Origin of the sequence: Halalkalibacter flavus, assembly GCF_036663575.1 — a bacterium.
GTDB classification, from domain to species: domain Bacteria; phylum Bacillota; class Bacilli; order Bacillales; family Bacillaceae_D; genus Halalkalibacter; species Halalkalibacter flavus.
The window spans coordinates 91979-114412 of sequence record NZ_JAWRVK010000003.1; the positions used below are offsets into that span (position 1 = coordinate 91979).

Here is a 22434-nt window from a genome sequence, read left to right on the forward strand (position 1 = left end):
GCGACTGTATAATTGTATAAAAGGGTATCGTTACGGACGTATATTGTAACCGTTGATATATTAGGCTTTTTTGCGCGTAATTATCGAGATTATTACGTAAAATGTAGATACTACGAAGTAATGTATGAATAACGTTGTATGCGATATACACCGTAGATTCGACATTTGCGCATAAAATTGACGGAGTGGACGGGCTTGAGGATACCGGCGGGGGTAGGGTCGCCCAGGATCGCTCACCAAGTAACCACAACTAATAAGCATCATATTTTTTATCTCGGTATTGAAATCGGACAGCGGAAACACAACGCCAAGCCACAAAAATTTCGCGCGGTATTTTTTAAAACTTCGGGGTCTAATCGCAGAGTGGACGGATTTATGATACAAAAAGGAAATAATCTCCATGGTCGCTGAGTATATTTAATAGACCAATTTTATCGGAGGTGTACTTATGTTTCGAAGAAGAAAAGATGTACATGAGCGTAACGGTGAGAAGTATGAAAAGTGTTACATTGAGAGTTACGATGGTAAAGAGGTTTTCGCTATCAGAGAGCATGGAATTGATTTAGGTGTAACGCATAAAAGTGAAGATTTATTTAATGCGGTGAAAGATCTCTTCGGAGAATTTGTTAACGCCAAAGTTTGCTCTGGTACGGAAGGAAAAATGGAATATGACAATGTATTGAAAGCTAAGAGAGTGTTTGAGGACGAGGATCGGTATCTAGTGTTAATTGATGACGCAGGAAATCAACTACATCTAACCGGATGCTCATGTGGTTACGCAGGAACAGGCCCGCACGGCACTCATAAAATACTGAACGAGCTTGGATTCGATATAGATTTGCGCTACATTATTTCGGTTGATACGTTTAATTTATACTTACCTAGCCACTACCGCAATGCTTACGGCATCTAAAAAACTGCAAAGGGCGTGACCTAATGACGTATGACATCGAACGTTTACGTGAAATTAGTGATAAAACGCGTGAGATTTCAGCTCAGATGGTTGATAGAGATTACGAGAATGATTCGGAAAGGTTAAAACACGCTTTAGATTATGTATGTCGCTCATTAGGAATGTTTGCGGATGTAGAATCGCAGAGGTTAAGTGGTGAAGTAGTTACGCATGACCCTCTAAAGTATATCCAAAATAATTTAGATGCATCGTACGAATTAACATTGAATCCTGTTAAAGACGGAAAGAGGCAGCCAAGACGAGAAGTGATTAGAAAAGTTTAAATTTTTTCGTGTGTACTAGCAACTTTTCGCGATATCCCGCATAAGCTGTAGCGTAACGCCTCGCAAGCGAATGCTAAGAGCAACGCAAACAGCGTCCATAAAGAAACTACGCCCTTCTCCGGAGGGGCGCTTTTTTTACGTTATATAGGAGGAAATCATTGCATTATATCGAATGTATTATCGAGGTGAGCGACATTGTCAGTCAAAAACAACTTAAAAGATATACGGCATGACTACCGCATGAATCAGACGGAATTTGCTGATCTACTCGGCTTGAACGTGAATCAATATAATAAGTACGAACACAACCGGAAGCAGCCGAATCTTGAAACTGCATTAATGATTAGCGGTAAACTAAACAAAACGGTGAACGAACTATTCGAAAGGGTACCAGATAACTAATGGTAGCCTATTTTTTGCGTTCGTTATGACCGGTTGAACATAAATTTATTGCGGACAGACATTATTTGTGTTCCATTGGAATACAGTGTATTAATCAAAGGGCAAAAGCCCAGGAAAGAGGGATCACCATGATAAAGACAGAGATCAAGTCTATCCTTTTTAAAGAGGTAATTGACAGTGATTATCGTATCTACCGTGTTATTTATCGCGATCTGAACGGCTTAACATTGATACAAGATTTTACGCTAAAAACTGCCAATGACGCGGAAGCCGCAGTAATAATGCAAGCCGCTATGGATCAGCACGATAGAGAACAGGAGGTTTTACGTAATGGATAACATTGCAGCTATCGACTTAGGATTCGGCTGGACGAAAGGGGTTAAAGGCGCTGCAACATGGCGCCAGCCCTCCGTATTAGGTGAAGCGAAGCCACTATTCGAAGAGAACGTGAAGCCAGGCGATATCATTTACGAAGGTGAAGAAGGGCGCTTCTTTGTCGGGAATCTTGCGGTAAGGCATTCAGACGTCAAGTATGCGTCAATTAAAGACTCGAAGGCGGAATCGTGGACGACTAACGTGCTACTTAAAACGGCGCTAGGCTGTCTGGCACCACGCGAAGGAATTAACCTAGTTACCGGCTTGCCTATCGATTTCTATTTCAGCCAAAAGGACGCTCTTAACGAAATGCTTCAGCAATTTAACTGCGGTGATTATTATAAGATCGATATTGCGAAAGAGGTTACGTACACAGCACGCCCAACTATTCGCGCATCCAAAATTGTTCCTCAGCCGCTCGGCTCCGCTATGGATTATTTGCTCGATGATTCCGGAAACTTTGCGCGGTTAGATGAAGCAAAGAAACGAATCTTAGTCGTCGATGTCGGTTATTTTACGCTGGACCTTCTCGTAATTGATGCGCTCGAGATTAATAAGAAGAGTTGCAGCCCGCCGGAATTAGGCGTAGATACCGCTTATCGTTTATTACAGCAGTATTTAAAAGAGAAGCTAGGCAAAGCGCCAGCACGTCACGAACTAGACTATGTCGTTATCTCGAATGAGTACGAAGGCTATAACGTTGAGCCTCTTGTTGCGAAGGCATTTAGAGCACTAGCCACGCAAATACAGAACGAAGTCGAAAGCTTGAATATGAATTTTAATCGTTGTCTTATTACTGGCGGTGCCGCTCCGTTGATTGCGCATTATTTACAGATTGGCGATTCGTACGTCTTGCCTGATCCGCAGCTTGCAAACGTCAGAGGCTACGAAAAGATTGGGCGAAGGTCATGGAATGGAAGCCGATAAGAGTCCGTTTAAGATCAGGTAAAGACGATGACATCGCGAAGGCATTGCAAGAAGCGGAGAAGACGGAGGACCGTAGCGACATTGTAAGAAAGGCACTTAGGGAACATCTTTGCGGAATGAGACCACAGCCAAGACATGTCGAACTTGAACCGATTGACGACTTTGTACTGGAACAAAAAGAAAAAGCCGACGAGGAAATACACGCCGGTCTTGATAATTTACTTGGTGAGTTTTAACCGAAAACAGCGGGAGCGCCATAAATCATCATAGCAGTACCGACAGCAATTAATACGAAAGGCATAAGTAATCAACTCCTTTTACTTTTATATCTTCATTATGTCCATATAGACATAAAAATATACAACTTGGACATAAAGAACGGAGGAAATTAATGTTTAGTTTCTATGTATACGCGGGTGCGGTGTTTACGATTGTTGCTATTGTCACGGCGATTAAGGGAGGTTCTAAAGATGGTAAGTAAGATTACATTTAACGCGCAATGTTTCGATGGTTATAGATCAGTCGTACTTGAGGAATTGCCTATATTGCGTATGGAAGAAAAAGAAATCAGCAAGCTCGATCAGTGTATCGGATTCATTAAGAAACACAAAAAAGAAATTTATCGCACAATGGTCTACGCATTAGCAGTCTTAACAATGCCGTACACAATGGGAATGAGCGGAGGTATGAACATTATTATACTTCTACAAAAGGCATCATTCTGGGTCGGTCTTGGAATCACGATATGGGGAATCGTTGAAATGCAGCTCGACTTTCCTGGCTGGCGCGGTCGTATTTTAAAAGGCGTCTTGGGCTATATCGGTATTTTATTGATTCCGCTTGTCTTTATCGAACTACAAAACAGCCTACAAGTCGACGTATGGGAGCAGATTAACAATAGCAATATGGGCACGCCGGTAAGTGGGGAATGATGCGCAATGATACAGAAAACAATAAGCGGCTTCAGAGTGACAACCGGCTTCAACGTTAAGGACGCACTCCATAAAACACCGCATAACGGAATTGATCTCGCGCTACCCGAAAACACTCCGCTTTATAGTATCGGTAAGGGCGTTGTAGAGAGCGTTGTAAACTACGGTAAGGAGAATATCGGTAAAGGCGTTATCGTCAAGCTCGACAGTGGGGAACGCGTTATCTACGGCCATATCAACGACGCAGCCGTTAAAGCCGGTGATGTTGTGAAAAGTGGCGACTTGCTTGCGTATTCGGGAAATACTGGCCGATCGACTGGCCCGCATCTTCATTTTACGGTAAAAGAGAACGGTGAAGCAGTCGACCCGAGTTCGGTCATTGAGAAAGCAGTCGAGCAACATTCCGAAAGTTGGTGGTCAAATAATCCATTTACTCGCGCAAAGGAATCAATCGATTCTACCGCGCAAAGTATTGGCGAATTCAATTCAAAATTAGATTCAATTGGCGAATGGTTAAAGTATTGGCTTAACCCGGTGAACTTAGGGAACGAAATTTGGTCGGGATTAGACGTTTTAATCACTAGTCCCGATACAGCCTTCTTTCTTATCGGAGCCACAATTATCGGCGGTTGGTTGATGATGTTAGGCGCAAAATGGCCGAAGAAGTATTTATTTTGGGGTTGGATTATTTACTGGGTATTGAGAGGAGCGGTATTTGTATGATTCAAGATATGCGACTAGATAAAGCGTTAAAGGCGTTCAGGTTAGCCGGTCTTAATCCGACAACACCTGAAGAAAAGACCGCCTATCGAATGGCCATGAAATTAATGACGGAAATTGAAGGCGAGAAGCCAGTGTTCGGCGGCTATCTTGGACGAAAGAGGACAGCAAAAGAATTATTATGGGACAGTCTGAATACGTTTAAAGATGCATTCATATTCAGCCCTAAAACGATCTCGATTCCGTGGGATAAGTTTTATCTTCGCGAAGAGGACCAATTTGCGATATATGAAATAACACCGACTTCCAGCGTCAGGAATAATCAAGCATTTGTACTGGCGAAGGTTATGGCTAGTTTCTACCGGAAGCCAAGCGAGTTGAAAGGTATCTTTCGAAACGGCTCACTATATAACGTTAAAAGTCCGTACCGTTGCAACTTTCGCGTAGTAATGAAAGCGGATGGTATTAGCTTCTATTTATTATTACCGACAGATAAGGAAGGGGAGATCGTTAGGAAAGCGGAGTCTATTTGGGATACGGGAATTACTATACAGAAAGTCGAAGCATTGCCTAAGTTGGATCCGTCGAAAGTGTTCTGTACTGAGCTAGGATACCGCAAGCATGACATCTTTAGTCTCGCGACAGATAAAGATAATAACTACCCGCTTCCGAGTTTATTAACGACAGTCCGAACGCTTGAGGGCGAAGACGTTGCTATATTTGACGCAATGTTCGAGCCATATGATCGCGTGTCATGGTTTAAAGAAGCGAAAGAAGCGCACAACTTGCTCGACCGCGGATATATTCCGAACAATAGCGCCGGCACTAAGCTATTAAGGACGGTCCACTCGACATTCGATAAGCTCCGCTATGAGTTGTTAGAATTAACGCGATTCACGAAAGAACAAAAAGAAGCGCTTGAGAAATGGCGCAAAGAAGAAAGCAGCTATAAAGAAGCGGCTAGAGTTCGCGAGGAAATGAAGCCAGCCACTAAGCGTAAGCAGGGCGATGAGATTCTTAAAGCGTGGCTTAGAATTGCGGTCGAATCCGATAACGCTGGAAGGGCTAGAGATGCCGCCTATTCAATGGCGAACGCATGGAAGGATATAACGGGCGATAATGAGCTAGAACGCTTCGACGTACCGGTTAAATGGAACGAGAAGTATCTCGATGCAATAGAGACGCGCAAGGGCTTCAGCATCCGGTTAAAGCCGAATAAGATGAGCGCAGACGAGGCCGGAAAGTTTATGCAGTTGCCGGGGCGCGATCTAATAAAAGAGTTTCCGCAAATTAACTCTACAAGTCTTAAACAATCGCATCTGCCGGAGGAGCTTACTAGGGACGATATTAAGTCGGTCCGCATCGGCTATGTAAAAGAACGCGGTAAGGAGAAGTTGGCCCGTTTACCGCTTGAAGCCTTCGAAGGAGTCTCGCAAAAGGCTGTTTATGATTCGCTTTGTACGTCAACATTCGGGCAAGGTAAGCAAGGCTCGGGTAAATCGGAGGGCTTCGGTACTGTTTGGGCTTACGATATGGTTATGGCCGGCTTTACCGTTATTCTAGTCGATACAGCTGACGGTCAAGTATTACGAAATTTTGTGAATAGCTTACCGGCTGATTTTCCGGAAGAGAAGATTCACGCGCTCAACTTTGACAATAAGTCCTGGGCGATTCCGCTCGGATGGGAAGACATTTACGGAAGAGATTTCGCAGGTACTTCCGGTGATGCTGAGCTTGCTGCGCTTGAGATAAGTGAACGTATAACGAGCCGCTTTGTCGGATTCATTAACAGCCTATCAAGTACGGGCGAATTCACCGACCGCATGAAGCAATACGTTGTGAGTTGTATGCGAGCAATTACGACCCGTCCGCGTTGGTCCTTCATTGATTTAGAAATGGCGCTTACTAGTCCGGCTTATCGTGCCGAGCTATTAGACCGCGCAGAGTTGAAAGATATGCCGGAGGTCTTGGCGGACCTTGAGGCGTTGCAAGAAAAAGCGAAAAAGGGTTCGATCAGTAGTGTAGTCGATCCGATTCTCTCGCGCATTAAGGTGCTGTCATCGACTCAATTTATGGCGAACTTATTTTATCAAGAGCCGAAGCTAGACGACGAAGGCAAGCCGGTCTTAGATATGCGGAAGTTAATGGATAACGAAGAAGGCGGTTATGGTCATGTAGTTGTTGTTCAAGCGAGCCATGACGCCTGGCAAGAGAATCAAGCAACTATACTCGGATTCTTCGAGGATAAGGTTAACTTTAATGCGTTCAGTAGAATCGATGTCGACCAGTCGCAACGTAAGCCGGTCCTTAAATGGATAGATGAACCGCACAAAGTTATTAAGGCTATCGAAGGGCGTTTGTCGGGAACCTCCGTTGAGTTTCGTAAGTATCGCGTAAAGAATCTATTTACCGGCCATTCGATAGACCAAATGGGAGCAGCAGCCGACGCTTTATTGGATGGTGGCGCACAGATTACAAGTTATAAAACAGAACGACTAAGCGAGTTAAAGAGATTCGCCCACAACTTCCAGCCTTATGACGACCCGAAGGAGCTACATGAACTACTACCGGAGAAGCACGTAGCCATAAACGCAGTAAGGTTGCCGAGTGGGAAGACGTGTCCAGCCTTTATTGCGGATATGGTTGCGCCTCCGAAGCAAGTAAAAGACCGCTCTCATGTGTGGCAAGCGAGTTCAGAACGTTATGGCAGACCGTGGAAGGAGGTTAGAGAAACGATACAGGAAAAGCGGAAGCATTATAAGGAGCTTGACGATAGGTGGTATGCGGCTATTGAAGAAGAAAAGGAACAAAAAAAGCGGAAATCTAACGCAAAGTAACGTAAGTGAACGGCGGAAAACGATTCAAACGCAGTCATATCAAGGGTTTACAAGCTATGAAATATGTGAGAATATGAAATTATTAATTAAACAGTAGGAGGAAATTTATGAAAATATTGGGATTCCGCAGTAAGAAAGGTTGGAAAATGGGCCTCGCTACATTCGGCTACGGATTTATTTTAATGGTTATTATCATCGCAATTATTGACCCATCAACGGAAGAAACAACAGCGCCAGTTGAGGCAGAAGAGACTACGCCAGTTGAAGATGTAGAGGAAGAAGTAACTAAACCGGAAGAAGAGGAAGCTGAAGTAGACGCTGAAACGATAGAGGCTAATCAATACTCCAGTATGTTCGAGTTAAGTAATAGCTTTATTCGTCAAGATATAGGAAGACTTGGCCAACATTTACAGGTCTTTGCGTACAATGAGATGTGGAAAGACGAATATTACGAATATGTCGAAGAGCTTACTGAATGGGCGCAAGATTTAAGAGATATGGAAAACGTGCCGGATAAATTTGAATTCACTCATGAGGCATATTTAGAAGGAGTTGACGACGTTCTAGCATCGCTTGACATGATGACTAACGCGATTGAAACAGAAGACGACGGTGATTTAGATTACGCTGTTGTTGTTATGGAGCGGGGCATTGAAAAGATGAATAGTGCAGAAGAACAATATAAGGCTACGAAATAATTAAAACGCCTCGCTTCGGTGGGGTATTTTTTTTTGCGCATAGAAAAAGACGTCTCCTTAATCGGTGGCGTCCTCTTTCGTTTCTTCTAAAATTAAAAGTTGGTCAATCGTAATATCCAGATTCTCGCAGACTTTTGCCAACATTTCACGATTATATTGCTTCGTTTCGTCATTGTACATACGGCGTAATGTCTCAAATTTCAAGTCTGTTTCTTCTGCTAGTTTGCGGATACTTTTTCCTCGTTCATTAAGGATATTTTTTAAGTCTGACCTTACAACCTTCATTCTCTCACCTCTCCCATAAGTATATTATAGCAAAAATAAAATTAAAAATGACAACAAAAAGTAGTTGACTACATAAAGTTGTCGTTATATACTCATACTAACAACAAAACGTAGTCAGAAAAACGGAGGTTTTGCGAAATGAAAGAATCTAACGAGCTTTATCGCCATACAATGCACGCCGTCACTAAGAGTTTCAAATCGGACGCGATCGATTATGTCCGTAGCTATTACGGACTAAGCGCACATGCTTGCGCCGAATGTTTTGCTGAAGGTAAGATCGACCACGACTACTTTACTGAGCGCATTCTCAAACTTACCGCCAATCTTAACGAAGCCCTTGCGTACATTGATTATCAATTTAGAAAACAAGAGGAGGAATCGCGCAATGAAATTTAACGTCATGTACGAAAAGGTAAAAGGTAAAGTCGGAGTGGGTTTCTATCGTTGTAAGATCGATATTTACGGAGAATGGTTCGAGTTTCATGTTATTCCGGATATTTTCTTCCGCAATACATTTTATACAAACACAGTCGGACTCGGTTCGGTACTAGGTGTAGCGGAATTTGATGGAGAGCTGTTGTTATCAATGTTCTGCGACCTAGAAGAAGTCGGTCTACGCTATGACCACATTTCTACGCAAGTATTAGCGATTGTTCATCCGGAGGAATTCGTATGCTAGGCGATATCTATCACGTCGAAGTAACTTACAGTTTCGAGTCGGACAATCGATATATAACAGAGAAGTATCCAGGATGGGTCGATCACTATAACGCGACTGTATTCTTCATTGATGGCAAAGAGTTGAAGATGTCGAGCTTTAATTATAACGCGGAATTCGGAGACTACGACATATCACACACGTCGTCGATCCACTTATTACACCTAGACGAGCCGGAAGAGTTCGATTATGATATGTTCATGAAATTCTATAAGAAGCTCATCTCACTTAGTACGTACGACTATTTGCGTCTGTTCTTTGATAGAAAAGCAACTGACGCAAATCTGCGGCTAGAAAGAATGTAATAACTATTCCGATGAAACGAGCGGCAAATCGATGGAGGAATACATAAGGCTGACTGCGGCAACGGTTGGCCGGTACATAGCTCGGAGGGATGAGGCAACTTTCCGTAGCATAACGGACCTAGTCGGCAAACTGGGTCTTTTTTTATTGCGCGAAAATGGAATTCAATCGTAATTAATAATATAGAAATGTCCCAATTTTGAATAGGACGCACACGTAGTAATAGTAGAAGGAGAAAAAAATTCCGCTGAAAATTCCCCACCAGCGGAGTCGAGTTCGTATTATATAGTGTACACAAAAAAGTAATCCGATGAAGGCAGGGCCCGCCGGAGGTTTGCACGGTAAATAAAAACTAATAAAGAAGAGGAGAGATTTATTATGAAGGCAGACTCGCGCGGTGTGTCGGTTAATTTTTACCCTATCAGTTGCGTTTAATAAACAAGAAAAGGAGCGGTGTTATGACGGCTAATCAATTTACAATGATTCGGAAATTTTATCAGAAGTCACAGCAAGAAATGGCGGAATTACTCGGAGTATCGCGCCAGTTTATATCATATGTGGAGCGAGGTGAACGACCTATATCGAAAGAGTTTGTCGCAAAGTTGGACGACAGACTCGACCTAACTCCGGCAAAGAAGGCGCTGATCTATAAGATATTCGATAAGTTTCAGATTGCAATATAGAAGGAGGGTACGTAATGACAGAAAAGTTTAAGTGTATTTTGAGTATGCGGGTCGCGAAGCATTTAGTCGTAGAAGGATTCACGGTTGTCGATATTGAGCCAAGTCGTCGTTATAAAGGGAAATTAGTGTTTGTATTCTTAAATACTCCCAATCTTGAAGAAGAATTGAAGAAATTCGAAAGGAGAGGGGCGTGAATTTAATTGTCCAAACAGCCAACATTAAACAACCGAAAAGCAGCAGTCAAAAAAATAAACGAACTCTACATTCAAACGCGAAAGAAGTACCTCGTACAGTTTCCGGACCGATACACCACGCTCGACCGAGATAAGTCCGAAAAGATTCGGCCACTAAATGACGGTATGATCGCGAATCATTTAAAAGGAACGTACACATACGGAATCTTTAACGGAGGCTATACAAACAAATTCATAACGTTCGACGTCGATTGTAAGGACGCAATGACGGCAAAGTGGACGACTTATAAGCTAGTGAACGTTTTAACCGAAGAATTCTCTATCTTTCTCCGCGACGTCCATGTAAGCATTAGCGGAGGCAAAGGTTACCACGTCGATCTATTCTTTGACAAGCCGATCGCACTTGCAGCAGCTCAGACGTTTTATGCGCAAGTCATTAATGAAGTTGGCGCCATCGATAACGGAAAGATTGAATTCCGGCCGACATTTACGCAGGGTGTCAAATTGCCGCTCGGGATTCACCGGAAGACAGGTCGCCGTTGCTGGTATTGCGATCCAATCACGCTCGAGCCACTGGAAGAGGGTGCATCTTTTGAATATCTCGCGCAAATTGAGCCGATGGAACCGCCCGACATTGATTTAACGCAAGAGCAAGCGCAGGAGTTTAACGAGATTGTAGAAAAAACGGACATTACCGTAAATGTGGCTGATCGTGAGGCGGGATTGAAGCGTGCAGTTAAGGTTCTTGAAGCGGGCCAGTTGCTTGAAAGTAATACGCGACACAAAGTAACGTTTGATCTTGCGCGATTCTGTAACGAGCAGGGGATTGACGAAGGCGAAGCGATTGAAATGATTATGGGCGTTCTTTTAAATACTCCGCGTGATTATTTCAGTGAAGGAAGTACACCGGACTATTGGCGCAAAGAAGCAGAGAGGCTCGTTCAATTTTCATATGAGCGCAATTATACACTAGGTAACGCTGATCTATCAGTAACAGTTTATAAGTCGGAAATATTGGCGGTATTAAGCTGCGGGACATTTCGAACGAAGCAGATGCTCTATGCGATGTTGGTTACGTCTAAACGATATGGGCGCTCGTTTTACTTGGCGCGTTCAACAGCCATGAAGATGATCGGTACAAATTCGAGAGATACAGCAAACAGGACGATCAAGAAGTTGGTGGAAGGAGGTTACGTCGAACATGTCAGGAAGGGCGAGCTAGATCAGGCGCGAAGCAGGCAAGTTGGGCACGCGTTCTATAAACCGAATAAATATCGGTTGTTACTTGATGAGGCGAATGAATCTGATAAATCGGTCGAGGTGACGATGAATGAAAGCTTAGTAGACGTTGTTAATCTACTATGTGATCCGAAGGAAATTAAACGATATGTAAAGCGTACTGAATTTGAAAGCAAGTGGCGTATAAACGCTTAATCTACGTTATAAAATAATAAGTTATTAAGACCGTTTTTCAACGTTTGCAGACTTATCTATTTTGATAATATCACACGTTCTTGTCAATAGCAAGCCCAAACAGCCAAAAAAGGAGTAGATAGCATGAAACAGCCAAACTATAGAACGCCTGGGAGTGGCGCAGTTTCTTTCGCGGCTCAGTATGCAAAAGGAATGATACGTGCGCAAGCATTGCCGGTAATTGTTCAGTTGATGGCCGGAGAGTTGCACGACCAATCGGACAAACGAATTAAACGTTGTAACTATTGCGGTTACTGGTGGCGCGATGATAGCTTGCGTAATACAAAGCGGACTTGCTCGCCGGAATGTAAGACGAAGGTTAAATCGTTGCAGCAAGCTGAAAGACGAGCGGACCATGCGCTGTTAAATCCGAAACCGAAGAAGCCTAGTCATCTCGAGCAGTATTACGTGTGGTGGATTGAATATCCGTTTTGGATCGATGATTATCAGATGTTGAAACATACGTGGAAGTACGAAAGTATGAAGTCTAACGCTAAAATCGAACATATAGAAGCTGCTAAAAAACGTGGTGAAGCAATGGGAGGGCGCAAGAAACCGAATTATCAAGTGCCTTATGGTGGTGGCGAAAAGGATGATCAAGCAGTAAAGTTGCATAAAGTGTCGTTGAGATTGCCGAAAAGTGATCGGGAGTCAGGCGAGGTAAAGAGTTTCAATATTGATAACGTTAATGCTTATCTTCGCGAAAAATATTCAGAGGAAAAGCTACAACTTGAAGCTAAAAGAGCTAAAAGGCAGAGAGATTTTAAGTGGCTACAATAAGGTATATAGGGAAGCCCGTAACAGGGCGGTATTATTTTTAAGGGTAAATACGAAAAAATACGAGGAGGTACGAATGTGAATGCAGGTATGATGAAAGCCTTACGCATTTATCTAGGGTTGTCACAGGTTGATTTTGCGAAAAAGGTTGGAGTATCGCCTGATACTATCAGTAATATCGAACGCGGTATAACTCCAATAACCTTACGTACAAGAATGTGTATTGCGAAAGTTTACGATGTTGATGTGGGTTTCTTAGAAACGTTAGAAAAAGCGAATAGAATTAGAGACTAGTTTCACTTTATTTGATTTAAAGCATACTTGCGCCATTATTTAAAATTTAACATTAAATAAGAAAATAGTAAAGGAGAATGAATATGAAAGGTACAGTAAAACGATTTAATCCGGAAAGAGGTTACGGCTTTATTAATGGAGAGAATGAACAAATCTATTTTGTACATCAAACAAAAATCTTAATGTCGGGATTCCGCACGCTTGAGAACGGACAAGTAGTGTCTTTCGATGCTGAAGATACCGAACGAGGACTGCAAGCAATTAACGTAATGCCACTCGATTAATAAAAATGATTATGGAGATGGAGATGAGTTTATGAAAATTGAAACTAAAAGTTGTAGAGTTTGCGGAAAAGAAAAATTGAATGAAGAGTTTGAAGTTGATAAACGAATTAAGTCGGGGGATCAACGTACTAACAGATGTTACGCGTGTAAGTACGAAGCTACGTTAAAGTATCGAGCTACTAGGACCGGTAAGATATCTCGGAAGTTAGAAAATGCGAAGCAGCGCGCAAAAAGGTTCGGAGTAGTTGACGACCTAACTATAACAGAAGTAAAAGAAGTTGTCGGTTATTTCGAGGACGCTTGTGTCTATTGTGGAGAAGAGTTAGAAGATGACATAGTTTTGGAGCATGTCAGAAGTTTTTCGGAAGATGGACCAAACAGTAAAGGTAATATCGTTATATCTTGCGATCCGTGCAATAGGAAGAAAAACAATTTACCGTTAATTGATTTTCATTATAGAAATAACGAATCTTTCACAAAAGAACGGTTCTTCGCGTTAGTCGATTACCTAGCCGAAATTAACTGCACTGATCGCTGGAACGTGGTCGATGATCTAACAGCGCATAAAACTGACTTTACTCTTCGCAAGGTCCGTACCGCGTTAGATAAGTATTATAAGGAGGGGGTAGCAAATGGTTTACGTGGTTGAGCATAAGCAAACGAAAGAGGATTCGAAGAGAAAAGATACAGTCACTTTCTATCCGCGTGATAATAGAACGATATTTAACGAACTTTCTTTCTACGGTGAAACGAATATAGATGAAGTAAGTGACGAAGAGTGCGCTGTTGCAGCGATTCTTGAGGGAATGGAGCGCGCCGAAAGAATTGGAGGGGCCAAGAGTTACCTTGTAAACACTGAGCGGCGTTTCTTGGACGCATTAGACGAAGCATAAGACAAATAAAAAGACTAATCGCGTGGAGGGAGATAAGTATGAGAGAGGCAGTCATTGTGCAGAAACTTTCAATAGCCAGGTGTGGAGTCTATAAAGCTACGATTAAAATTTACGACCTTAATCAGAACAAGCTTATTGAAACCTTCGAAAGAGAGTATCCACGTAAACAACGTGGATATGTCCAGCGCACTAGTCTCGATAGTGCTTTTGAGTTATGTCGGTCGCTTGGATTTGACCACGTCCGAAGGGTCGATACAGCAAGTGAAACGATCTATTATGACCATCCGGAGGAGGTTGAAGAATGCGAGTGTTCTGCGATCTCGAACTAAAGCAAACGGAAGAAGCGCTAATCATTGGCGCAGATTACCGAGTCTTAAACGATGACCGGCTGTATTCAACGGTTAAAATCGCAAGTTTATATGAGTCGGAACAGGCAGGCGCTTCTAAATATGCGGGCCTACGATTTGCTATCCGCAGATTAATTGACGAGATGCCAGCCGGATATGATTCGATCAAGTTTCGCGCTGATCTTTCGCGTATGACTGAGAAACGAAGGTTTAAGGCCGAATTGGATTACGCGCAGGAAAAAGGTATCGAGGTTAAGTTATTGCGTAAATTCTATCACTCTGACGCGTATCTACTGTTAGAAGACGCCGAACAGCGCAAATCAAGTATCGCAGAAGGGAGTCTTTAATATGAGCGAAGTAAATTATCAAGAGTTGTACGAGAAATTGAAGAAAGAAAACGAAGAGTTGAAGAAAAAGGTCGGCTCTGACGAAAAGAAGCAATCAGATATAAGTCCGAAAGAGCTTTACGAGCGTTTGAAAGCTACGGGCAAGTTTCGTCGATAAACTAACTAAAAAATAGGGGGAATTAGAATGATTTCAAGAGGACAAGCAAATATCGGAGTAAAGATTGAGGATGCAAGCTCAAGCATTAGGCCATCAATAACTGAGGAGCCTTTCGAACAGAAGCAAAAGAAAGCTAAGAAGAAGTTGATTGAGCAGAAAACGATGGTTTTCGAGAGTTTCGAAGAGTGTAACAAGTGGGTTTTAAATAATGATGAGTATGAGGTTACGAAAGTAGAACCTTCTTCGAAGCATGTAATTGCGTATCTCAATAAGTACGCGTGGATCAAGTAGCATCAGGCGGCATGACAAAAATTGAACGAAAAAGGGGAATGAAAAATGGAAACGACATTAACAGTAAGTATTACGCAAGACGGTAAGGACTTTGTAACAGTATTAAAGACAACGGAAGGCCAAGAGAAGGAGATTCCGCGCTTGGTCGGCTCAAACGGTGGGGGCGCGGTTATTCATGCGATGAACTACGTTATGGAGTTAATCGACGAGATTGATGCGAAGGTAATTGATCTTTCGATTGATGCGCCGTTTATGACGTTTACGGAAGCGGAGAAAGACTGGTTTGTCCGCGAGCATGGCAATAAGACGGTATTTAAATCGTTCAGCTTTAACGGTGAGCAGCATTAAGACGCGATGATTCCGGAGTCGTTCCCGGTTAGCGTCAAAGGTCCGGTTTTCTTAAATAGGTCGCAGTTAGGTGAAAGGCGCTCCGATTATGGGGCGCTTTTTTATTTATACGTAAAGGAAGTGATTACAACGTTAGAAACAATTGGAATTTTTTTAACCTTAAGCGTAACATTACCTATTTTTGTATTCGGCGCAATAGCTTACGCGGTGATTCGATTTAGTAAGCCGAAAGGAGGTGAGTAGATGAGGAAAGTAACTCCTAAAAGCGTTACAGACGATGCTACAAATTACACGCGATTACTCAAACCGTTACTTACAAGCTACGCAAACAATGAGATTGACAAAAAGACGTTACACAAGCGCCTTTCAAAGATTAGGGAGTCAATTACAAGAACGATAGCTGATACGTACAAAGTCAAAGAGAATAAAGCGGCGATTACTTTGTTGCGAGAAGGATTAAGGCATTTTTTGAATGCGGTTCATCTGTTAAAGGTGGGTACCAGCGTTGTCTATAACGTAGATTCAGAACAATTCGCGTCTGAAATGAAAAAGGGCGGGGAGTGTATTAAGCGAGGTATTGAGCGTTTGTAATGGCGGGCTATAAGCTCGTTTTTTTTATTTAAGTCAAACATTAAAGGAGTGAGGAAAATGTCAGATGTGAAATTCACCATTAGTGCTTTGGATGATTTTAGTTCCACATTCGATTCATTAGATGGTGGACTAAAGTCAATAAGCGATAAAGCTGATAATTTTGGAAAGAAAATAGGCGACATAGGAGGTGGACTAACGAAAGGCGTAACAATGCCAATGGTTGCAGGAGCTACCGCGCTAGTAGGATTAGCGGGTGGATTTGCTAAGACGGGCGATGCGATTGCGAAGACGTCGACTAAACTCGGAATAAGTACGGATGCTTTCCAGGAGCTTGATTATTGGGCAGGACAGAATGGTCTCTCGACCGATTCAATGGAGCGTGCTGTTGGTCGCCTTAATCAGCGTATAGGGCAAGCGGCAACAGGTAACGACAAATATGCAAAGGCCTTCGAAGAGTTGGGCGTTTCTGTAAAGGATGGAAACGGGAACATCATGGCAACCGAGGATGTACTCGGTGATACGATTGCCGCATTACAAAGAATCGAAGACCCTGCGCTTCAATCGGCTATGGCAGCTGAAGTCTTTGGAACTAAACTCGGAAGGGATTTAATGCCGGCTCTGCAAGATGGAAGCCTGTCGATAGAAGAGGCTACTGAAAAAATTCACGCAATGGGCGGAGTGATGGACGAATCTGCTGTAAGGGGTTCGGAGAATTTCATGGATTCGATGGACGACTTAACGCGATCATTTAAAGCGGGCTTCATGCCGATAGCAACCGAAGCTATGCAGTTTATGACTAATAAACTATTTCCGGCTATTCAAGACACGGTAATTCCAGCCGTACAAGAATTCGGAAAGAAAGTAGGAGAGCTAGTCGAATGGTTCAGTTCTTTAAGTCCGGGTATGCAAAAGACGATCGGAATTACTTTAGCATTAGTTGCTGCACTCGGGCCTGTTCTGATGGTCGCAGGACAAGTTATTTCGATGGTTAGTACGTTAACTACTGTATTCGGTGTGCTGTCCAAAGCGATTCTCTTTATACTTTCGCCTATCGGATTGAAGATAGCTGCGATACTTGCGTTAGTAGCCGCGGGAGTTTGGTTATGGCAGAACTGGGATATGGTCGCAAGTAAAGCTAAGGAAATTTGGGGCTCAATAGCTGACTTCTTCTCCAAAATAACTAGCTCAATTGCTTCGTATGTCGAGAAAAACTTTACGCTCGTCTATAACACAATTTCAAATTACATGACGATGGCATTTGGAATTATATCTGATATTTGGGGTTGGATAAAAAATTCGTTTACGAATACTCTAAATTTCTTGAAGGCGCTAGTCACCGGAGATTTTACCGGAATGAAAAACGCAATCAAGGCGCAGATGGAAAACAGTCGCGAGTTAATTTCGTCAATATGGAATCGCATTAAGGCGTTCTTCTCTACGACTCTATCGGAAATTTGGTCGACAGTGAAGCAGAAGTTCTCCGATGTGGTCAACTCCGTTCGTGAAAAGATGAATGATGCGAAATCGACAATCTCCGATATATGGAACGAGGCGCAATCTTTCCTTGAAGATATTGACTTATTCGAGATAGGTAAGAGCATTATAGACGGGCTTATTAAGGGTATTGTATCGAAAGTCGGCGCTGTTGCTGGAGCTATTGGAAATATTGCGAGCACGGTTACTGGTGGAATCAAAAATGCGCTCAATATTAATTCTCCGATTAAGAAGAGTGATGTCGAGACTAAGAAAGATGCGAAGGAGCTTGGCTTACTACTTGCTAAAATGCAGGCGAAGTCACCACAAAGAAGGGTTGTGTTAGCGTGACTTTGGTAATGTCGGGTGGTTTTGGCTCTTATTTATCAGTGATGACCGCTGATACTCGTCAAGTCAGTAGATTAAAGATCGGTAATGTAGAAAAAACGTTTAGGTATCATGATAACGAGAATAAAGCATCGCGTTTATCCGACTTTACATTATTCGGTTCCGGTGGTGACTCGTTATTAGGGACAGAAATTAAAGAGAGGCTAAGTGAAATAATGACGCCTTCTTCTGACCTGGTGGAATGTGGAAAGGCGTTAGAGAAAGTTTTAGGGGAGATGCGGGCCGATGGTTCGCTTTCTTCCGAAAAAGATGAGGACTTTTTCTTGCAGATTGTTATTTCAGGTTTCTGTAAGGACGGCACTTCCGGAGAGGTTAAATATGACGACTTCAAGACAGGGGTAAGATTCAAACGCTTCAATAATTTTCGGTATGACGGCACGATTATTGCTCCGTCTGCGGATCATTTAGAAGCGATTATAAAAAACACAAAATTTCCTCAAGCTGCACAAGGGCGAGAGCACGAGGCGGTAATTAATTACCTTGCTACTGTTCACGCGACACTGGCGTATTTAGAGCAGGATACAGTGTCGACCAAATGTAACTATTACGGAATAATGAAAAACTTGCAAGATGGAACGCTTACCCATTTCGATGGTAGCGTCGATACGAAAGGCTGGATTAATGAGTAGTCATCGCGGTGGCTTCTCTTTTTATTAGGAGGTAGAAATGACGTTAACAGAAAAAGACTGGCAGAAGCTAGAACGTGAGGTAAAAGAGTGGGAAGAAGTCGGACTACCAGCATTACAGGCGGAACGAATCGCAAAAGGGAAACCGACCAATCCGCCAGCACCTTTCCTCCCTTTACCGGTTGCAATTGCGCTTTATGAAAATCGATTAAAGGACATTAAAGCGTTCATTATCAAATATACAGCGCTTGTAAGACAAAGCGAACGATTTATCGAAATTGATACGTCTAAATTTGACGATTATATTTCGGATTGCTTGTTATTAGCGGAAACGAATTCGCCTGGATTTAATTCGAGGTTATGTGGAGCGGTTATGAAAGACGCACTTAATCACATTCGAAAAGCAAGTATAGGGGAGTACGAATATAACGTAATTGAGTTTTCGCGCCGATTGTTTCTATCAATTGAGCTTCTTAGATGTAAACCTAGCTCAAGCGATGCGTACGATTACAAAGCCAATGATATCGCTAGAAATAAAGAAGAAATACGGGAAGTTAGACTCGAGGTTAAACGCCTATTAGATAATCCTGAAGAGTTAGAAAAGGAAATCGCCAAATGGCGTCAACACTACGAAAAAATTAAGGGGGAATATTAAAATGAGTAACGTATTGGAACAATTAGAAACGAAATTATCGACGCAGCAACAAAAGGCCGCATGGTTATTGGTACAAAACGACCTAGCCGGAAAGGAAAAGAAAACTTATGCAGAACTAGCGGACGAAGTTGGATGCGATGAAAAGACGCTTTATAATTGGCGCAAGAAAGACCCGGCATTCGTAAAGTATCTCGGACTAGTTTCGGATATCGAGCTAGATAGTTTCCGCGCTGAAGCTGATGCGATGCTTATGAAATTGATTCGCGGAGGGAATAACGGGCTAGGCTCAATTAAGGCGCTAGACCTCTATTACAAATTGGCGGGTCGTATCGTTAATAAGTCGGAGATCGTTAACATGAACGGAGAAGAAGGCGAAAGAAAGCAGCTGACAGACTCCGAGATTGCCGAGCGATTAGCGGATATGACAAAACACTTAAATTAAAAAGGGGCGGGCTTCGGCTCGCTTTTTAAAAGATGCGTTACATAAACTAACAAAAAGCGTTGCTATTCCGCAAATATCGACTAATATAAAATTAAAAACGAGGTGCCGCCATGAATCCGACAGTTACCGAAGTAATCGAGTATCTTGAGAAACAACTTAAACGTAAATTAAAGCAAGAAGAGATCGCAGTCATTCTATCCGCGTTCTGCAAGTCTACTTAAGATACCGCGTAAGTCTTGTTCGCTCCTTCCGGTCCACTGCGCTAATTCCTCAAGCGTAGGATTTCTCCCTTTCGTGTGCCTTACGTTTTGAATTATCTGCTTAAGCTTCCGCTCGATATCGTTCATTTTCCGCCAGCTCCGCTACTGTTTTTATTCCATTATATGCGAAAGTGTGTTCGTGATACAATTACTTAATAATTTATTATTTACAATATGTGGTGTACGAGCTATAATAAGCGTAACTAAATATTGATTTACAAAGAATATGTGCCATTTATGGCTTAATAGGGAATCTGGTTAAAGTCCAGAACTGTTACCGCAACTGTAAGAGTGATTATTGTGAAACGAAGCCTACTAGAATGGCCCGGAGTAGCTTAAAGCTCAAGTCAGGATACCTGCTTATTACTTTTGATACTTAAAAGTAAAGCGAGGTGAGCGGAATAGTTATGGGCATTTATGTATCAATTGTAACTTCATTAATTGCTAACGTTATATTTTATGTACTCATAAACTACAAAATAAAAATTGAAAAGCGATAATAATTAATACAAAGGCGGTCCTGAGCGGGCTGCCTTTTTTCGTATGCTTCTCTCGACGTCTCTCGCGCAATTAGATTTATTTTTGCGTATAACGAGTTTCTTCTTATTAAGTGGGCGCACTTGCTATCGGGTGATGGACGTGCTATTATTAAGTAAATCGGTCTTATCGGTCCAGTGACCGTTCAACGACCGTTTCAACTTACGGATATAACAAGCGCTGAGAGATAACGTGCAAAGGTCGGTCGGGAGTTCGAATCTCTCCTGGGACGCCATTTATATTACATAATAAAGTTAAACAGTTAAACGTCTCCACCTATGATGAGGTGGAGACGTTTTTTGTTTGTGTTGGAGCTTGCTGGAGTACCTGATTTACATAAATTTGTTCATTTTCTAATAATTGATCAGTATCGTAAAACAGAACACGCCATCCACGTTTTTTTAACTGACGAACAATTCTTTTTTCGTTTAATCCTGGTCGTAATTCAATTAATGCAAGCTTGTATGGAACAAGGGCCAAGTTTGCACGGATGTTCTCGATCCAATAATGTGGAGTAGGATAATACATTTTAGCTCGCAATTGATGATAGAGCAATTTTTCTCCCTCGGTATTACAAATCTTTCCTAATTCTTCTACTAACACGAGAGAGGCACGTTTTCGTTTTTGAAAACGAATGTACGGAAATTTCTTTGATACACGAATGTAATTTTTGTATTTTTTTAACATATTTTATCACCCAAGTATAGGATGTCCGTAAGTATTCGGAATATGCCCTGAATAGGCTTGAATGGAAATATAATTTTTAAAATCTAGTAATAACAAAGGTGTAAGCGCATTCAACAAAAACGACTAATCAAAATAGTCAAATTATTTTAAAAAAATGGTTGACCATAGTGAGGAATGAGCGTATGATAAATCTCAAACAACACTATATAAAAAAACAAATGTCCGCTCTAGAGAGATAAATGTTATGTTTGTGGGCGAACTTTATACAAATGTACATGATACACGAGGAGAGTATACGTCATGAGTGAGCAATGGATTTATTTAAACGGAGACTTCGTCGAAAAACACGAAGCGAAAATTTCAGTATATGATCACGGATTTTTATATGGCGATGGCGTCTTTGAGGGCATTCGTGTATATGAAGGTAATGTTTTTAGGCTGCAGGAACATCTTGACAGATTATATAATTCAGCAAAATCGATTATGCTTTCCATTCCACATTCAAAAGAGGAAATGAAACAACTAGTCGTTCAGACATTACAAAAGAATCAACTAAGTAATGCGTACATTCGACTTGTCATTTCAAGAGGAGTTGGGAATTTAGGGTTAGACCCATCATCATGTGCAAGACCTCAAGTAATCATAATCGCAGAAGAGTTAGCTCTTTTTCCAAAGGAATTATATGAATCTGGCTTAGAAATTGTTACGGTAGCAACCCGGAGAAATCGTCCAGATGTTTTAAGTCCTAAAGTGAAATCACTGAACTATTTGAATAATATTCTCGTTAAAATTGAAGCGAGTTTGGCTGGGGTAAGTGAAGCGTTAATGTTGAACGACCAAGGCTATGTTGCTGAAGGTTCCGCAGATAATGTTTTCATTGTTAAAGGAACAGAACTTTTAACACCTCCGGGTTATGTAGGAGCTCTTGAAGGGATAACGAGAAATGCCATTATAGAGTTTGCAAAAGATCTTGGTTATACAGTAAAAGAGGAACCTTTTACTAGACACGACGTGTATGTTGCTGATGAAGTATTTTTAACAGGAACGGCTGCAGAAGTAATCGCTGTTGTTAAGGTAGATGGTCGCGTCATTGGTGAAGGTAAGCCTGGAAAAGAAACTAAGAGATTATTGGAAGCATTTAGAGAAAGAGTTGTAATAGAGGGAGAAAAGGTTTATTCAGAAACCTTGAGATAAAGTTGAGCTAGAGTTGAGATAAAGAGACATTGATTGAAAT

At 42.0% G+C, this 22434-nt stretch carries 33 protein-coding genes and 1 riboswitch; of the genes, 31 read left to right on the plus strand and 2 right to left on the minus strand.

Translation table 11 applies throughout. The features are described 5' to 3' along the window. The first annotated feature begins 448 nt into the window (after positions 1 to 448). The 10 genes from SAY88_RS02960 (at position 449) to SAY88_RS03005 (ending at position 8127) form a co-directional block, all read left to right on the plus strand. Complete coding sequence (locus SAY88_RS02960) at positions 449 to 913, plus strand: hypothetical protein (protein ID WP_332629172.1); 465 nt, start codon at positions 449 to 451, stop codon at positions 911 to 913. A 23-nt stretch (positions 914 to 936) separates the two neighbouring features. After that, positions 937 to 1236, plus strand: a complete 300-nt coding sequence (locus tag SAY88_RS02965; protein WP_332629174.1) for a hypothetical protein — start codon at positions 937 to 939, stop codon at positions 1234 to 1236. Positions 1237 to 1431: 195 nt separating this feature from the next. Further along, on the plus strand, positions 1432 to 1638 hold the full coding sequence (locus tag SAY88_RS02970; protein WP_332629176.1) for a helix-turn-helix transcriptional regulator: 207 nt from the start codon (positions 1432 to 1434) through the stop codon (positions 1636 to 1638). A 128-nt stretch (positions 1639 to 1766) separates the two neighbouring features. Further along, complete coding sequence (locus SAY88_RS02975) at positions 1767 to 1976, plus strand: hypothetical protein (RefSeq protein WP_332629177.1); 210 nt, start codon at positions 1767 to 1769, stop codon at positions 1974 to 1976. Further along, positions 1969 to 2940, plus strand: a complete 972-nt coding sequence (locus SAY88_RS02980) for a ParM/StbA family protein (RefSeq protein WP_332629178.1) — start codon at positions 1969 to 1971, stop codon at positions 2938 to 2940. Before SAY88_RS02975 ends, SAY88_RS02980 begins: the two co-directional genes overlap by 8 nt. After that, positions 2922 to 3176 (plus strand): hypothetical protein, encoded by a 255-nt coding sequence (locus SAY88_RS02985; protein ID WP_332629180.1) that lies wholly within the window; start codon positions 2922 to 2924, stop codon positions 3174 to 3176. Before SAY88_RS02980 ends, SAY88_RS02985 begins: the two co-directional genes overlap by 19 nt. Before the next feature lie 234 nt (positions 3177 to 3410). Further along, a complete protein-coding gene (locus tag SAY88_RS02990; protein WP_332629181.1) occupies positions 3411 to 3872 on the plus strand; it encodes a hypothetical protein in 462 nt (153 codons plus the stop codon). A gap of 6 nt (positions 3873 to 3878) precedes the next feature. Continuing rightward, positions 3879 to 4595 (plus strand): M23 family metallopeptidase, encoded by a 717-nt coding sequence (locus SAY88_RS02995; protein WP_332629182.1) that lies wholly within the window; start codon positions 3879 to 3881, stop codon positions 4593 to 4595. Further along, the gene (locus SAY88_RS03000) at positions 4592 to 7429 is read left to right on the plus strand and encodes a hypothetical protein (RefSeq protein WP_332629184.1); all 2838 of its coding nucleotides are present in this window, start codon (positions 4592 to 4594) and stop codon (positions 7427 to 7429) included. The genes SAY88_RS02995 and SAY88_RS03000 overlap by 4 nt, the downstream gene beginning before the upstream one ends. 107 nt (positions 7430 to 7536) lie before the next feature. Further along, entirely contained in the window at positions 7537 to 8127 is a 591-nt protein-coding gene (locus tag SAY88_RS03005; RefSeq protein WP_332629185.1) for a hypothetical protein, read from the plus strand. 57 nt (positions 8128 to 8184) lie between these two features. Here SAY88_RS03005 and SAY88_RS03010 read toward each other — a convergent pair whose 3' ends face one another. Beyond that, on the minus strand, positions 8185 to 8412 hold the full coding sequence (locus SAY88_RS03010; RefSeq protein WP_332629187.1) for a helix-turn-helix domain-containing protein: 228 nt from the start codon (positions 8410 to 8412) through the stop codon (positions 8185 to 8187). A gap of 138 nt (positions 8413 to 8550) precedes the next feature. Here SAY88_RS03010 and SAY88_RS03015 point away from each other — a divergent pair, with 138 nt between their 5' ends. The 20 genes from SAY88_RS03015 to SAY88_RS03105 all read left to right on the plus strand — a co-directional run bounded on the left by SAY88_RS03015 (position 8551) and on the right by SAY88_RS03105 (position 19716). Next, entirely contained in the window at positions 8551 to 8808 is a 258-nt protein-coding gene (locus SAY88_RS03015) for a hypothetical protein (RefSeq protein ID WP_332629188.1), read from the plus strand. After that, positions 8798 to 9091, plus strand: a complete 294-nt coding sequence (locus SAY88_RS03020) for a hypothetical protein (RefSeq protein ID WP_332629190.1) — start codon at positions 8798 to 8800, stop codon at positions 9089 to 9091. Before SAY88_RS03015 ends, SAY88_RS03020 begins: the two co-directional genes overlap by 11 nt. An 821-nt stretch (positions 9092 to 9912) precedes the next feature. Further along, positions 9913 to 10116: a helix-turn-helix domain-containing protein gene (locus tag SAY88_RS25920; protein WP_431308834.1), complete on the plus strand. Its 204-nt coding sequence runs from the start codon at positions 9913 to 9915 to the stop codon at positions 10114 to 10116. Positions 10117 to 10130: 14 nt separating this feature from the next. Continuing rightward, positions 10131 to 10310, plus strand: a complete 180-nt coding sequence (locus SAY88_RS03025) for a DUF5659 domain-containing protein (protein ID WP_332629191.1) — start codon at positions 10131 to 10133, stop codon at positions 10308 to 10310. Between the two features lie 6 nt (positions 10311 to 10316). Continuing rightward, on the plus strand, positions 10317 to 11744 hold the full coding sequence (locus SAY88_RS03030) for a TOTE conflict system archaeo-eukaryotic primase domain-containing protein (RefSeq protein ID WP_332629193.1): 1428 nt from the start codon (positions 10317 to 10319) through the stop codon (positions 11742 to 11744). A gap of 123 nt (positions 11745 to 11867) precedes the next feature. Next, on the plus strand, positions 11868 to 12563 hold the full coding sequence (locus SAY88_RS03035; RefSeq protein ID WP_332629194.1) for a hypothetical protein: 696 nt from the start codon (positions 11868 to 11870) through the stop codon (positions 12561 to 12563). Positions 12564 to 12638: 75 nt separating this feature from the next. Beyond that, entirely contained in the window at positions 12639 to 12854 is a 216-nt protein-coding gene (locus SAY88_RS03040; RefSeq protein ID WP_332629195.1) for a helix-turn-helix domain-containing protein, read from the plus strand. 83 nt (positions 12855 to 12937) lie between these two features. After that, a complete protein-coding gene (locus tag SAY88_RS03045; RefSeq protein ID WP_332629197.1) occupies positions 12938 to 13138 on the plus strand; it encodes a cold-shock protein in 201 nt (66 codons plus the stop codon). Positions 13139 to 13169: 31 nt separating this feature from the next. Then, positions 13170 to 13787 (plus strand): HNH endonuclease, encoded by a 618-nt coding sequence (locus SAY88_RS03050; RefSeq protein ID WP_332629198.1) that lies wholly within the window; start codon positions 13170 to 13172, stop codon positions 13785 to 13787. Then, positions 13771 to 14031, plus strand: a complete 261-nt coding sequence (locus SAY88_RS03055) for a hypothetical protein (protein ID WP_332629200.1) — start codon at positions 13771 to 13773, stop codon at positions 14029 to 14031. The genes SAY88_RS03050 and SAY88_RS03055 overlap by 17 nt, the downstream gene beginning before the upstream one ends. A 38-nt stretch (positions 14032 to 14069) precedes the next feature. Next, on the plus strand, positions 14070 to 14360 hold the full coding sequence (locus SAY88_RS03060; RefSeq protein ID WP_332629202.1) for a hypothetical protein: 291 nt from the start codon (positions 14070 to 14072) through the stop codon (positions 14358 to 14360). Continuing rightward, complete coding sequence (locus SAY88_RS03065; RefSeq protein ID WP_332629204.1) at positions 14333 to 14725, plus strand: hypothetical protein; 393 nt, start codon at positions 14333 to 14335, stop codon at positions 14723 to 14725. The genes SAY88_RS03060 and SAY88_RS03065 overlap by 28 nt, the downstream gene beginning before the upstream one ends. A gap of 1 nt (position 14726) precedes the next feature. Further along, positions 14727 to 14882, plus strand: coding sequence for a hypothetical protein (locus SAY88_RS03070; RefSeq protein ID WP_332629205.1), 156 nt, complete (start codon positions 14727 to 14729; stop codon positions 14880 to 14882). Between the two features lie 27 nt (positions 14883 to 14909). Further along, positions 14910 to 15173 (plus strand): hypothetical protein, encoded by a 264-nt coding sequence (locus SAY88_RS03075; protein WP_332629206.1) that lies wholly within the window; start codon positions 14910 to 14912, stop codon positions 15171 to 15173. A gap of 45 nt (positions 15174 to 15218) precedes the next feature. Further along, entirely contained in the window at positions 15219 to 15521 is a 303-nt protein-coding gene (locus tag SAY88_RS03080) for a hypothetical protein (RefSeq protein ID WP_332629207.1), read from the plus strand. 243 nt (positions 15522 to 15764) lie between these two features. Then, positions 15765 to 16112 carry a hypothetical protein gene (locus tag SAY88_RS03085; protein WP_332629208.1) on the plus strand — a complete coding sequence of 116 codons (348 nt, stop codon included), beginning with the start codon at positions 15765 to 15767 and terminating at the stop codon, positions 16110 to 16112. Positions 16113 to 16160: 48 nt separating this feature from the next. Next, entirely contained in the window at positions 16161 to 17936 is a 1776-nt protein-coding gene (locus tag SAY88_RS03090; protein ID WP_332629210.1) for a phage tail tape measure protein, read from the plus strand. Continuing rightward, positions 17933 to 18622 carry a hypothetical protein gene (locus tag SAY88_RS03095; RefSeq protein WP_332629211.1) on the plus strand — a complete coding sequence of 230 codons (690 nt, stop codon included), beginning with the start codon at positions 17933 to 17935 and terminating at the stop codon, positions 18620 to 18622. The genes SAY88_RS03090 and SAY88_RS03095 overlap by 4 nt, the downstream gene beginning before the upstream one ends. 37 nt (positions 18623 to 18659) lie before the next feature. Continuing rightward, positions 18660 to 19274, plus strand: a complete 615-nt coding sequence (locus tag SAY88_RS03100; RefSeq protein ID WP_332629213.1) for a hypothetical protein — start codon at positions 18660 to 18662, stop codon at positions 19272 to 19274. 1 nt (position 19275) lies between these two features. Beyond that, positions 19276 to 19716 (plus strand): phBC6A51 family helix-turn-helix protein, encoded by a 441-nt coding sequence (locus tag SAY88_RS03105; RefSeq protein WP_332629214.1) that lies wholly within the window; start codon positions 19276 to 19278, stop codon positions 19714 to 19716. Between the two features lie 469 nt (positions 19717 to 20185). Then, positions 20186 to 20354, plus strand: a riboswitch (cobalamin riboswitch). Positions 20355 to 20789: 435 nt separating this feature from the next. On the opposite strand, the gene SAY88_RS03110 is transcribed toward SAY88_RS03105, so the two are convergent. Next, positions 20790 to 21200 carry a hypothetical protein gene (locus tag SAY88_RS03110; protein WP_332629216.1) on the minus strand — a complete coding sequence of 137 codons (411 nt, stop codon included), beginning with the start codon at positions 21198 to 21200 and terminating at the stop codon, positions 20790 to 20792. A gap of 300 nt (positions 21201 to 21500) precedes the next feature. On the opposite strand from SAY88_RS03110, the gene ilvE reads away from it, so the two are divergent. Further along, a complete protein-coding gene (ilvE, locus tag SAY88_RS03115) occupies positions 21501 to 22394 on the plus strand; it encodes a branched-chain-amino-acid transaminase (RefSeq protein ID WP_250096959.1) in 894 nt (297 codons plus the stop codon). The last annotated feature ends 40 nt before the right edge of the window (positions 22395 to 22434 follow it).